Source organism: Chitinophaga sp. SVR4-12A (assembly GCF_056754765.1).
Window position 1 is genome coordinate 713635 of sequence record NZ_JBPGWP010000002.1, and the last position, 13847, is coordinate 727481.

The window sequence follows — 13847 nt, forward strand, 5'->3', positions numbered from 1 at the left end:
CTGGTAGCTTATTGCTAGTAGCTGGTAGCGAGCAGCTAGCAGCTAGTTATTGCCTCTCATCCTTTTTATATTTGAATTTTCCCCGGCTGTACATTATTTTAGTTGCAATCGATTTAAAAGAGTTGCAAAAGGAATGAAAAACTGGTCCGGAATCTACCGCTTGATGGCAGGCGCCCTATTGATATTATCCTGTCAACCCAACAAATCCACTACAAATAATGAGGAAAAGGGAGATTCTCTCGCCATGCGGGAGAAATACAAAGAATCCCCTGTATTAGACGCTAAAACCGCCCTGCAGCATATGCAGACGGAAGAAGGCATGCAGGTGCAACTGGTGGCCGCAGAGCCCCAGGTATTTGTACCCGTAGCCATGACCTTTGACGACAAAGGCCGTATGTGGGTGGTGGAAATGATGGGATACATGCCTGATACCACCGGCGCGGGAGAAGACATGAAGAACGGCAAGATCGTGATCCTGGAAGATAGCAACCATGACGGCACCGTAGACAGCCGCAAAGTATTCCTGGACTCCCTGGTGCTGCCAAGGGCAATTTGCCTGGTGGAGAACGGCGTGCTGGTAGCGGAGCCGCCCAGGCTCTGGTTTATAGAGAACAATAACGATGTCCCGGGGAAAAAGACACTGGTAGACGATAAATACACCGAAGGCGGTAACGTGGAGCATCAGCCCAACGGTTTGTTCCGCGCTATGGACAACTGGATCTATAACGCCAAATCGGATAAGCGTTACCGTAAGGCCGGCAATAAGTGGCTGATCGGGCATACCCATTTCCGCGGCCAATGGGGCATCAGCCAGGATAACTACGGGCGCCTGTTCTATAACAACAATTCGGAGAACCTGCTGGGAGATTATTTCAGTCCGGGACTGGGAGCGGAGAACCCCCGGCAACGGAACGTAGCCGGTTTCGATGAGCATATTGTGCCCGATAACCGGGTATATCCCATCCGCGCCACACCCGGCGTAAACCGCGGGTATATGAAAGGTGTGCTGGACGATAGCCTTCGCCTGGTAAATTTCACCGCGGCCTGCGGTCCCCTCATCTACAGGGGCGGTCTGCTCGGAGAGAGCTTTGAAGGCAACGCCTTTGTGGCAGAGCCTTCTGCGAACCTGATCAAACGCAATGTGCTTACAGACAGCGGCTATATTGTGCACGGCCGGCAGGCCTATAAAGGCAAAGAGTTCCTGGCCAGCACAGATGAGCGTTTCCGCCCGGTGAACCTTTATACAGGCCCTGACGGCGCCTTGTACATCCTTGATATGTACCGCGGCATCATCCAGCATAAAACTTACCTCACACCTTACCTGCGTAAGGAGATCAAAACGAGAAATCTTACTGATCCGCTGAACTGCGGCCGCATCTACCGGGTGATCCCTGCCAACGCTAAAAACGTTCAGGCAGTAACGTTACCACAGGATCCCGCCGCGCTGCTGCCCTTACTGGATCATCCTAACGGCTGGATACGCGACAGGGCGCAGCAGCTGATCGTAGACAACCGTTATACTACACTAACACCGCAGCTGCGTGAAAGGCTGAAGCGGGAAGGTAGTCCCTGGGGCATTCTCCATGCCCTCTGGACACTGGAAGGCCTCGGACAACTGCAGCTAACGGATATAGAAACCGTATTGCGCAACAATAATCCATATCTGCGTGTACAGGCGCTGGCTGCAATGCCTGCAGTGATCACTCCGCAGCAGGCCGGCAAGGTGCTGGCGCTGATTACTCCCCTGCAGCAAAGCGTATTGCTGGCGCCTTCCATCGCCATGCTGCTGCCTTATCTGAAGCCAATCAATCCCGGCGCGGTGGCACAGCTGCAAACGCAGCTGCTGCATGCCTATCCGAACGACCGGTACGTGGCAGATGCCCTCATCGGTAATATGAGCGGACATGAACAGGAGCTGCTGGACCAGGTGACCAAATGGAACCCGGACACCACGCTGATCATCAACCGCCGTTTAAAGAAAGTACTGAAAGATATTGTTAACCAGCGCAATGCTAAAATGAAGGAGGGCCTCGTAAAAGCATATCCCCGCGGCGCCATGATCTTCAAAACCGTTTGTCAGACCTGCCATGGTGCAGACGGCGAAGGTATCCAGTCGCTGGCCCCGCCGCTGAACCAGTCCCAGTGGGTGAACGGTGATAAGAACAAGCTGCTTTCTATCGTATTATATGGCCTCAGCGGCCCTGTACCTGTAAATGGTAAAGTGTATAAAGCGCCTGAGATCAGCGGCGATATGCCTGGTATTGGTAATAACGACGAGTTCTCCGATGGCGATATCGCCCAGGTGGTCAGCTTTATCCGCAATGCCTGGAGTAACCGTGCAGAGAAGGTAACGGAGAAGGATGTACAGAACGTGCGGCAGCAGTATAAGGGAAGGCAAAAGTCGTTTACGGTGGAGGAGTTGAAATAGGTTTGAGGTTTGAGGTTTGAGGTTTGAGGTTTGAGGTTTGAGGTTTGAGGTTCGTTAAAGGTTTCAGGTTCAGAGCAGGTATGCCGTTAAAGCTTACTTGTCCTCAACCTCTAACATCTAACGAACTTCAAACTTCAAACTTCAAACCTCAAACCTCAAACCTCAAACCTCAAACAATAGTTTATAATTTCGTGAACGCAATCTTATCCCCGTACGCCACTTTATACTTATCACAAAATCCTGCATTCACCTCTACCACATACATAGCCTTCTTAAACGAAGGCAGGCTTTCTTCTGAAAGGGGAGTAGCATATTTGCGGACGGAAACAATTTCCTTGTCCTCGCCCACATAGATAATATCCAGGGAAATATAAGTATTCTTCATCCAGAAAGACTGCTCTTCCGCTGTCGGGAAAATGAACAGCATGCCCTGGTCGTCCGACATGGATTTACGGTCCATCAGGCCTTTGGCCCTTTCATCGTCTGTCTCGGCCAGTTCCACGTCTATCTTGCGGATCGTGTCATTGCTGACCTTGCTGATGAAATACAGTTCCCCTTCTTTGGTGAATTTAGGGCCTGCATCCGTAACGGTGCTGGCGCTGGAAGCGGTATCTGTACCAGTGGTAGCGGTGTTGGAGCTGCTGCCGGAACGGTCGCCGCAGCCCGCTATATATACGCAAAAGGCGACGTTAAACAGCCATTTGGAACTTGTAAACAGCATTTTTAAAGGTCTCATGACCCTGAAGTTAAGTAAAAAAGAAAAAAGCAAAAGGCAAAAGCCCTAAAGCGACCCGCTGCATTTACTTTTTTACTTTTTTATTTTTAACTTATTATTTTAAAATTCCACGCATATGCATCGCAGAGATTTCCTCAAGGCCACAGCCCAGGCAGGCCTTACCTATTCCGCGCTTCCGCTGCTTCCGTCCTTAAAACGCACTGCCGCCTATAAACTGGCCCTCATCGGTTCCGGTTGGTGGGGCACCAATATCCTCCGCGCCGCATTGCAGCACGGTGGCTGCAAACTGGTAGCCCTTTGTGACGTAGACCAGCGGCAGCTGGCCGCCGCGCAGAAAGAGATCAATACCCTCACATCAGACCGGCCCAAAACGTATACGGACTACCGTGAGCTGCTGCATAAAGAAAAGCCGGAGATCGTGATCGTTGCGACACCCGATCACTGGCATCCGCTGATTGCCATTGCCGCCATGCAACAGGGCGCCCATGTATATGTTGAAAAGCCGATCTGCCACACCATCAATGAAGGTAAAGCCATGGTGAAAGCCGCCCGCCGCTATAACAGGGTTGTACAGGTAGGTACGCACCGCCGGGTTTCTCCGCATAATAAGTCCGGTATTGAATTCCTGCGTTCCGGTAAGCTGGGGAAAATAGGCATGGTGCGCTCTTTTGTACACTACGGAGGAGGCGCCGGTAAGCTGGTGCCCGACGAAGCCGCTCCGCCCGAGCTGAACTGGGACATGTGGTGCGGCCCTGCTCCTTTAAGGGCCTATAACCCCGCTATCCATCCCAAAGGCTTCCGGCAGTTCCTGGATTATGCCAATGGCCAGCTGGGCGACTGGGGCATCCACTGGATGGATCAGATCCTTTGGTGGACAGAAGAAAAGTATCCCCGCAAGATCTTCTCTTCTGCTGACCGCTTTATCAGGAAAGACAATACAGACGCTCCCGATACACAGAACGTGGTCTTTGAGTTTGAGTCCTTCACCGCCACCTGGGAGCATCGCCTGTACGGCGCCAATGAAGCGGAAAGGACCAATGTAGGCTGCTATTTCTACGGCACTGAAGGCACTTTTCATATGGGCTGGCTGGACGGCTGGACTTTTTACCCTTCCAATAAGAACAGCGCTATCCTTCATGAAGCGCCCAAGCTGCACAAACCCGATGATCAGAATATTCCTGAGCTCTGGGCTGATTTTATAGAATCCGTTCAGCAGGGCCGCCTTCCTGTGTGTGATATCGCCATTGGGCAGCGCTCTACGAATATGAGCCTCCTGGGCATGGTTTCGTATAAGCTGGGCCGTAGTATAGAATGGGATGGGGAAAAAGAATTGATTAAAAACGATGAGGAAGCGAATAAGCTATTGCAGCGGAAGTATAGGGGAGAGTGGGAGTATCCGGTATAGTTATCAGTTATCAGTTATCAGTTGTTAGTTGTCAGTGACTGAATATGAAGTTCTAAATGGCTTCAATCACTGACAACTAACAACTGACAACTGTCAACTTTATTCAACAACTTCCGTATAGTCTTTTATCTCATTATACACTGTATCCCTCTCCACCGGTCTTCTGCCCGCCTGCCTGATCAGCATGGCCAGTTCTGCGGTGCTCAGTGAAGGATGCTGCTCTTCAGCGCCGGCCATTGAATATATTTTAGTGGTGTCGTCAATGGTGCCATCCAGGTCATTCACGCCAAAGGCAAGGGTGAGCTGCGCGGTGCTTCTTCCCAGCATCGGCCAGTAGGCTTTCAGGTGCGGGAAATTATCCATGTACAAACGGGCAATGGCATACATACGCAGGTCTTCTACGATAGAAGATTCGGGTATGTTGGACATCTCGTTGTCTTTATTGCGGAACTTCAGGGGGATGAAGGTGTTGAAACCGTGGGTCTCATCCTGCAGCTGGCGCAGGCGTTCCATATGGTCGATACGGTGACTGTAGTTTTCAATGTGGCCGTACAGCATGGTAGCGTTGGTAACCATGCCCAGCTGGTGGGCGGTTTTATGTATTTCCAGCCATCCGTCGGCATCTACCTTATCATGGCAGATCTGTGCGCGTATTTCCGGAGCAAAGATCTCGGCGCCGCCGCCGGGCATGGATTGCAGTCCGGCTTCGTGCATCAGGCGCATGCCTTCTGCGGTGCTTACCTTGGCCTTGCGGAACATGTAATCCAGCTCTACTGCGGTAAAGCCCTTGATATGCAGATCCGGGCGGTGTGCCCTGATCTTGCGCATCAGTTCCATAAAGAACTCCATGTTCATCTTGGGATGTACGCCGCCTACGATATGTACTTCGGTAACCGGTTGGCCGTCATAGCGTTTTACAATGTCCAGCATCTGGTCTATGCTCAGTTCCCAGCCTTCTTCCCGGTTCTTGTACAGGCGGGAGTAAGCACAGAACTTACAGGCGAAAACGCAGACATTGGTAGGTTCTATATGGAAATTGCGGTTGAAGTAGGTTTTATGCCCGTGCAGTCGTTCTCTCACCTGGTTGGCCAGTGCGCCTACAAAGCCGGCTTCTCCCTTTTCAAACAGGGTCAGCCCTTCTTCCGGCGTCAGGCGCTGTTGCGCCAGTACTTTTTCTCCAATACGTTTAAGATCGGTATCCAGGCTGGGTTGTTGCAGCAAGGTTTGTACGGCAGGATGGTCGGTTCGTCTCATTGTACTTTGATTATTTTAACGGTCTTTGCCCTGTTCCTGTAAATTAATTTCACAAAGTAAACACCAATTGGGGCATTTACCAAATCAAAGGTGATGCGGTTGTTGCTGTCAAGGCCATCGCCGGTCTGGTAGGCGATGCGCTGTCCAAGCGTATTGTACAAGGCTACCCCCTCCAGGTCTTGCTGGGCGCCATAGAAGGTAACATGTACCTTGTCCTGCGTGGGGTTCGGCGTCACTGTAAAGCCCTGGTCTTTCAGGTAGGGATTATCGGCTCTGGCAATGATGTTGATATTATCCAGGTAGATATTGTTCTCATAGTTGGAAATGTTCCTGAACACTACCCTGAATTTCCCGGATGGGATAAAGCGGGTAAGGTTCACTGAATCCCGGCGCCATTCGGCGGCGGTAGGCACAAATTCTTCGGAAGTGGGAATGGCGTGGGTAACCAGGTTATAGCCCCATTTACCATATACGCTGTCCATTGTTTGCCCGCAGTCGGTAGTGATCAGCACCTGCAGGGAGTCCCAGGGCTCTGAGGAGCCCGGGCCGCTTTGTACGGCCGCCGCTACGTCAAAGAACAGGAATACGGAGTCGTAACCCTGTACATCGATCACAGGCGAATACAGGTCATCTATCGCGCCATTGGTGGCATATCCCAGGTTCCGCATGACGATAGACTGGCTGCTCTTGCTGCCAACGTCGCGGTTCAGTTCCCAGGTAAAGCTTCTATCCGGGTTCCAGAGATCCCAGCCACCTTCCGGCGGGAATACGGAGCTTTCAAATCCCTGTACCAGGGGCAGGGTAGCCGGTGTAAAGTAGCGGAATTCCGCCATGGCGGTATCGTTCTCCGGCGCCTCGTCGGCTACGCCATTGGGCAGCGAGGTGTAAGCGGTGATGATATGTGTACCCGGACCGGTATTGCCCGCCGGTAATGTTATACTGGTCTGCCGCAGGCTTAGCAGGTTGCCGGTCCAGTTATAGGTCTGGACAGCGCCGCCATCTACACGGTAGGTGATCTGTGCGCTGCGCAGCGGCTGGGCGCCTTTATTTTTCAGCATTACGTTGGGCGTGAAGCCGGCGTCGCAGATCTGTCCAAGGGGCGTGTTGATCGTGGCCACGGCGGCGTCGTTGGCTTTCATGTTCACAGGTGTGCAGCCGTCGGAGCTCAGTAAGGAAGCGCGGATATTATCCAGCACATAGCGCATACGGATCGCCTGGTCGGCAGTGAACAGGTGCATACACGCATCGTCTGTATAATCCATGTAGTTCATGAACATGATGCCCGGCGAAGTGCTGGTGCAGGCATCTGTTTTCGGAAAGGTAGGGCAGTTATAGGTACGTGCGCCCTGCAGCGGGGTATCGTCAATACCGTCGTCGCTGGTGCAACGTGGGGTGCTGCCGGTACCGTCATCGTCTCCCCAGATATGGCGCAATCCGAAATAGTGGCCTATTTCATGGGTGGATGTACGCCCTCCCTTGAAATCACCTGCGGCGCTGCCTACCGTGCCGAAGGCGCTGTAGAGGATCACTACGCCCTGTTCTGCATCGGGGAAGGTATTATCCGGCGGGGTAGCTACGCCCAGGTAGCCACGGGAAAGGTCGCATACCCAGATATTGAGATAGCGGCTGGCATCCCAGGCATCTGAACCACCGCTGGCGGAATATTTTACTTCATAGGCGGAATTAAAGCTGGCATCGAAGGCCTCATGCGTGCTGCTGACACGTACAATGCCGGTAGACGGATCTCCGTCGGGTGTACGCTGCGCCAGGCAGAAATTAATGCCTGAATTGCCGATCAGCGCCTTCCAGGGAGCCGGTACGGCGCTGGTGTCCGGGTTGGCGCCGGTATAATCTTCATTGAGCACCGCCAGCTGTGAATATACCTGGTCATCTGTCACAACAGAGGGATCTGGCAGTACGATATGCACTACCACCGGAATGGTCACAGTAGGCCCTGCTGTAATACGGAAAAGCTGTTGTTGTTTGCTGAGCAAAACGCCGGACACCATTTGTTTTTCTATGGCATCGCGCTTAAGCTGTAATAAGGGGAATTCCTTGATCTTGTTACGGATAGCTTCTTCCGTGGCGCAGGTACGTTGGGCCTGCACCGGTAAGAGATACACTAAGCATAGGAATACCAGGGTAAACGTGCGCAATAGTTTCTGTTTTTTTAAGTTACTATCTACTTAATACAAGATACAACGTAAAACGGGAAACCTGTATTATGAATCGATGAAAGACTAGCTTTTAGCCACTAGCTGTTAGCTACTAGCGGCTACCAGCTAATTGCTAACAGCTGTTACATCAGCGCCCCCGCAATACACCCGCACATCAAACACGCGATCGTTCCGCCTATCAGCGCTTTTACGCCCAGCTCCGTCAGGTTTCTGCGCTGGTTAGGCGCCAGCTGGCTGATACCGCCGATCTGTATACCAATAGATGCAAAGTTCGCGAAGCCGCATAGGGCATAGGTAGCTATCAGTAAGGATTTAGGATCCTGGATCACATGGGCGGCCTTCATTTTGCCAAGGGTGATGTATGCGACGAATTCGTTCAGGATGGTCTTTTCGCCCAGCAGCTGCCCGATGGCGATGATGTCCCGCTGCGCCACGCCTATCAGCCAGGCCACAGGTGCAAATACATAACCCAGGATCATTTGCAGCGACAGTTCGCTATAACGTCCGCCGGTAATACTGGCGATCTGCGGATTCAGGTTGGTAATATCGCCTACCCATCCCATCAGGGCATTGGCCACGTACATCAGGGCGGTGAACACCAGCAGCATGGCGCCCACATTCACGGTCAGCTTCAGACCGTCTGTAGTACCCAGTGAAAGCGCGTCCAGGAAGTTATCACCCAGTTTTTCCTTGGGTACCTTCAGCTCTTTTGATACGATCTCTCCATGCGTTTGCGGGAACAGGATCTTAGACACCACGATGGCTGCGGGCGCACTCATGATAGACTGGCTGAGCATGTGCAGGGCAAAATAGTTTTGCTGCGCAGGATCAGTGCCTCCCAGGAAGCCCACATAGGCGGCCAGCACACTGCCGGCCGTATTGGCCATACCACCGATCATGATACACAGTATCTCGGAACGGGTCATGGCTTCCAGGTAAGGGCGGATCATCAGCGGCGCTTCTGTCTGGCCCAGGAATATATTGGCGGCGGTAGAAAGGCTTTCTGCACCGGAGATCTTCATCTTGTTCAGCAGGTAAGCAAATACGTACACGATCTTCTGCAGTATGCCCAGGTAGTACAGGATGGAGGACAGCGCCGCAAAGAAGATGATATTAGGCAATACCTGTACTGCAAAGATGTATGCCCAGTTACCGCTGGGATCTGCCAGGTTGCCGAATATAAATTCAGTGCCTTTATGGCTCAGGTTGATCAGGTCTACAAAGGAACCGGATACCTTCGACAGTATCACCTGGAAAATATCTGAAGGGCACAGTTTGGCATATACGGAGATGGTGAGCACCACACAAATGGCCAGTATCGTCCATTTGATGACCTCTATCTTATCGCGTCTGAACAGTAGCCAGAACAGGAACCAGATCACGCAAAGGCTAAGGGTGATAGACAGCCTGGTAAGCGGGTATTCACCGCTGCGCACTACCCCGAAAAAGAACACCAGCAGTGAAACTACGGCCAGCACTATACTCAATGCGTCGGCTTGCAGGGGCTTCTCTTTAATGCGTTTAAGGCGATTGACGATCACATACAGTATGATCAGCCCAAAGGCGAGCCAGAACACCGGTTGGTCGCCTATCCGGGTGTTCAGCACCCCCATGGCGAACATCACCTGGGCAAAGATGCCCATCCCCACCAGTTTCCAGTCAATTACCCGGCGATTATTGCTGAGCAGGAAACAAACGCCCACCAGGAAGATCATGCCTATTCCCCCGCGCAGCAGGTTATATAAGTGAAAGGACATATTTAGATAGATTACAAATAAGCAGCAAATAAAATGGAAAATACGCTATTCAACAATTGATTGTTGCCTGCGCAGGAGATTTTACAACAAAAATCACACAAAATGAAGCATTTATCATATTTGTTTAATTTTAAAACTATGCTTAGCTTCGCTCGTTCGATCACAAGAGGACATTAACCCTTACCAGAAATGAGATTATCCCTTGCGGTAGCATTGTGTTGTGCCCTGCTATGTCGCTTTACCCAACCAGTTTTTGCACAAGCCAGCTTTACAGGTCCGTCAGAGGTCTTTGTCAATGAGCCCGTTACACTTGTCAATACCAGCCCCGGCGCCAGCACCTTTTACTGGAATTTCTGCTCCGGTAACGTATATACAGCGCCCGCCATCACCAACCTGGGTTATATAACGGGCATGGATGCCCCGGTATTCATTGCGACAGCCCGGGAGGGGAATGATTACTATGCCTTCTTTACCAACAACAATACATCCAGTCCTAACCTGTACCGGCTTTATTTTGGCAGCAGCCTGCTGAACACGCCTACCGTTACCAACCTGGGGAATTTTGGCGGTGTGATACCTTACAATACGGAAGGTGTGCAGGTAGTGGAAGATGCAGACGGATGGCATGTGCTGGTGGTGGGTTCGCCCTTACCTGATTCAAAGATCGTGAAGGTGGACTTTGGCGCTTCGCTCACCAATCCGGCGCCGGTAGCGGTAGACTGGGGTAACCTGGGCAACCTGAGCTACCCGCACGATCTGTTCATTACCAAAGAGAATAACCAGTGGTACGGTTTTACGGTGAATGCCTATAACAATACCATTACCCGTTTCGATTTCGGCGCCGATTTCCGGAACGCCCCCACCGCCGTTAACCTGGGTAATCCCGGCAATTTCCTGGATTATCCTACCGGTATATTCGCAATACAGGAAAGCGGCAACTGGCACGTATTTGTGACCAACCGCTTAGCTAATTCACTGAACCGCCTTGACTTCGGTAGCTCCCTGGCTAATACGCCTGCGGTTACCAACCTGGCTAATCCCGGCGGCCTGCTGCAGGCGCCCCGCGATCTTTGTGTGATACAGGATTGTGGCAAGTCCTTCGGCCTGGTAGTGAATGAAACGAATGACGACCTGGTGAGAATAGATTTCCAGGGGAATATCAGCAGCACTGTTGCCGCTACTTCACTGGGCTCCCAGGGACTTGATTTCCCGCATTCCATATCTACCTTGTTCCGGGTGGATAACAGCATGTACGCATTCATTGTCAATGCGCACAATAATACCATGGCCAGGGTAGCGTTTAACAGCTGTACCAATTCCAGCATACCCTCTTCTACACAACAACAGGCGCCGGCTTTCTCTTACAACGCGCCGGGCACCTACACCGTCAACCTGATCACGGATGAAGGGCTGCCCACACAAAGCGCCTTCTGTAAGAATATCCTGGTAAAGGAGAAGCCCATAGTATCTGTCGCCGGTTTTACCGCGCCGGATACGGTTTGCGTGGGCGCGCCGGTCAATATTACCAATACCACTACAGGGGCCAGCACCTGGTTCTGGAACTTCTGTTCCGGTGGTATTTTGAATCCGCCGCGGCTGGATAATCTCGGCAACCCCGGCGGAACAATGGACGTGCCCGTGTTCATAGCCACTGCTAAAGAAGGTAATGATTTCTACGGCTTTTTTACTAATCATACACAAAGTCTTGTAAAGCTGTATTTCGGTAATAGCCTGCTGAATACGCCCGTTGCCACTGACATGGGTAATTTTGGAGGAGCGTTGCCATCATATCCCGAAAGCCTGCAGATCGTTCAGGATGCGGATGGCTGGCATATCCTGGTCTGCGGTGGCAACACGCCGGCTTCGGGTTCATTGATGAAACTGGATTTTGGCGCTTCCCTGGCCAACCCTTCGCCCGTACCAACCAACTGGGGTAATATCGGCAACCTGGATTTTCCCATTGATCTCTTTATTGCCAAACAAAACAATAACTGGTACGGTTTCACGGTCAACTTTTACAACAACACCATTGTCCGTTTTGATTTTGGTACATCGTTCAATAATCCGCCTGTGGCCACCAACCTGGGTAATATCGGTAACTTTGATCACCCCACGGGGATATTTGCCCAGGAAGATAACGGCAACTGGTTTGTGTTCGTTCCCAATGAGTATTCCAATACACTGACAAGGATGGACTTCGGTCCTTCTCTGGCCAATACGCCTACCGCGGTCAACCTGGGTAACCCGGACAATGTACTGAACGGGCCAAGAGACCTTACGGTGTTACATGATTGCGGAAACATGTATGCAGTGGTAGTAAATCACTTTGATAACAGCATCAGCAGGATAGATTTCAGGAACGGGCTTAACAGCCAGCTGCCTGGCGGCCTGTCTGGTGTTAAGCTGTCAACCCCCGCTGGTGCATTGAGCTTCCCGCACTCCATCTCCACCCTTTTCAGGGAAGGCAACAGCCTGTATGCATTTATTACCAATGCGGATAACAACACCCTGGCAAGGCTGGTATTCAGCAGCTGTAACGATGCCAGCGTGCCCTCTTCTACACAGCAGCAACCACCGGTGTTCTCCTACAGCAAACCGGGTACTTATACCATTAACCTGCTGGCAGATGAATCATTACCCACCCAGAGCGCTTTCTGTAAGAACATCGTTGTGGTAGACTCGCCGAAAGTGAACCTGGGAGCTGATACCACAGTTTGTGACGGTGCAAGCGTTGTATTGAATGCGCCCGCCGGTTTCAGATCCTACCAGTGGAGCAATGGCGCTACCACGCAGCAGATCACGGTAAATCAATCCGGCACCTACAGCGTGCAGGTCAGCAATGGCGCATGCACCGCTTCCGACGATATTGTAGTGAACATGAACCAGGTAATGCAGCTATCGCCCATCGCCACTACCATCGACTGTAATAATCCTACCGGTAGCATTACCCTGAATGTATCAGGCGGCGCACAGCCATACAGTTATTACCTGGATGCCGCCGGCCCTTCCGTCAGTAATGTTTTCCGTAATCTGCCGGCCGCTACCTATACAGCCAGGGTAGAGGACCAGCTTGGATGTGCAGTGTCGCAATCGGTGACTGTTCAGACAGATCCAACCCGGTTCCTTGACATGACGGCCAGCGCTGCTGCGCCCAGCTGTTATGATCTGTCAGATGGTATGATCTCCATCCAGGTGTTGCAAGGGCAGCCGCCTTTTGAATATGCGTTGAAAGGCCAGCCCTTCCAGCCGGTGAATAGTTTCAGCAATCTTCCTGCAGGAGATTACACGGTATATACGCGTAACAGTGTATGTATAGACAGTCAGCAGGTAAGGCTTACAGCGCCGGAAGGCGTCACGATGGATATAGAAAAGCAGAACGAATTATGTAATCGCGGCAACGGAAGTGTAACACTTGCCTTAAGCGGAGGTACAGCGCCTTATGATGTTTACTGGAATAATACCCTAAGCGGCACACAATCCTGGAATAACCTGGCTGCCGGTAACTATACGTTACGTGTGGATGATGCGCACGGCTGTAGTGTTGATACGCTGCTCACACTCAGTAATACCGATCTTCCTCCTTTAAGGATATTGAACAACGATACTACTATTAACATCGGAGAACATATCCAGCTCGTGGCCATAAATGCGCCTGACTATGTCTGGACGCCGGCCACTGGCCTGAGCTGCGCCAATTGTGCAACACCTGTGGCGCAACCCCTGGAGCCTACCCGTTATATCGTTAATACCCTTACCGGCCAGAATTGTATAGCGGCAGATACGGTAACCATCTATCTCTCGTATGACCGTTCCCTTTTTGTGCCCACCGCTTTTTCACCTAATGCTGACGGTAATAATGACCTGTTCCGTGTAAAGGCAAAAGGTGTGTCCGTATATAGCTTGCAGGTATACAACCGCTGGGGCCAGCTGGTCTTTCAGGCAGATGATGTTACCCGCGGCTGGGACGGCAGCTTCAAAAACCAGCTGCAGCCCATGGGCACCTATGTATATGTAGTGCGTTATGCCTACTTCGGAAAAGAGACGCAGGTACTTGAACAGAAAGGAACGTTTACACTGATACGATAGTTTA

The 13847-nt window shown here is 51.6% G+C and carries 7 protein-coding genes; 3 read left to right on the forward strand and 4 right to left on the reverse strand.

Annotated elements, in window-relative coordinates; all coding sequences use genetic code 11:
- The first annotated feature begins 133 nt into the window (after positions 1 to 133).
- Positions 134 to 2428 carry a DUF7133 domain-containing protein gene (locus ACR9Y8_RS29190; RefSeq protein ID WP_481216840.1) on the forward strand — a complete coding sequence of 765 codons (2295 nt, stop codon included), beginning with the start codon at positions 134 to 136 and terminating at the stop codon, positions 2426 to 2428.
- Between the two features lie 181 nt (positions 2429 to 2609).
- On the opposite strand, the gene ACR9Y8_RS29195 is transcribed toward ACR9Y8_RS29190, so the two are convergent.
- A complete protein-coding gene (locus ACR9Y8_RS29195; RefSeq protein ID WP_481216841.1) occupies positions 2610 to 3164 on the reverse strand; it encodes a DUF192 domain-containing protein in 555 nt (184 codons plus the stop codon).
- Between the two features lie 115 nt (positions 3165 to 3279).
- Here ACR9Y8_RS29195 and ACR9Y8_RS29200 point away from each other — a divergent pair, with 115 nt between their 5' ends.
- Positions 3280 to 4569 (forward strand): Gfo/Idh/MocA family protein, encoded by a 1290-nt coding sequence (locus ACR9Y8_RS29200; RefSeq protein ID WP_481216842.1) that lies wholly within the window; start codon positions 3280 to 3282, stop codon positions 4567 to 4569.
- Between the two features lie 99 nt (positions 4570 to 4668).
- On the opposite strand, the gene mqnE is transcribed toward ACR9Y8_RS29200, so the two are convergent.
- The 3 genes from mqnE to ACR9Y8_RS29215 all read right to left on the reverse strand — a co-directional run bounded on the left by mqnE (position 4669) and on the right by ACR9Y8_RS29215 (position 9757).
- Positions 4669 to 5823, reverse strand: a complete 1155-nt coding sequence (gene mqnE / locus ACR9Y8_RS29205; RefSeq protein WP_481216843.1) for an aminofutalosine synthase MqnE — start codon at positions 5821 to 5823, stop codon at positions 4669 to 4671.
- Positions 5820 to 7979, reverse strand: a complete 2160-nt coding sequence (locus tag ACR9Y8_RS29210) for a M43 family zinc metalloprotease (RefSeq protein ID WP_481216844.1) — start codon at positions 7977 to 7979, stop codon at positions 5820 to 5822. Before ACR9Y8_RS29210 ends, mqnE begins: the two co-directional genes overlap by 4 nt.
- A 143-nt stretch (positions 7980 to 8122) precedes the next feature.
- Positions 8123 to 9757 carry a NupC/NupG family nucleoside CNT transporter gene (locus tag ACR9Y8_RS29215; RefSeq protein ID WP_481216845.1) on the reverse strand — a complete coding sequence of 545 codons (1635 nt, stop codon included), beginning with the start codon at positions 9755 to 9757 and terminating at the stop codon, positions 8123 to 8125.
- A gap of 189 nt (positions 9758 to 9946) precedes the next feature.
- Here ACR9Y8_RS29215 and ACR9Y8_RS29220 point away from each other — a divergent pair, with 189 nt between their 5' ends.
- The gene (locus ACR9Y8_RS29220) at positions 9947 to 13843 is read left to right on the forward strand and encodes a T9SS type B sorting domain-containing protein (protein ID WP_481216846.1); all 3897 of its coding nucleotides are present in this window, start codon (positions 9947 to 9949) and stop codon (positions 13841 to 13843) included.
- Positions 13844 to 13847 lie beyond the last annotated feature (4 nt).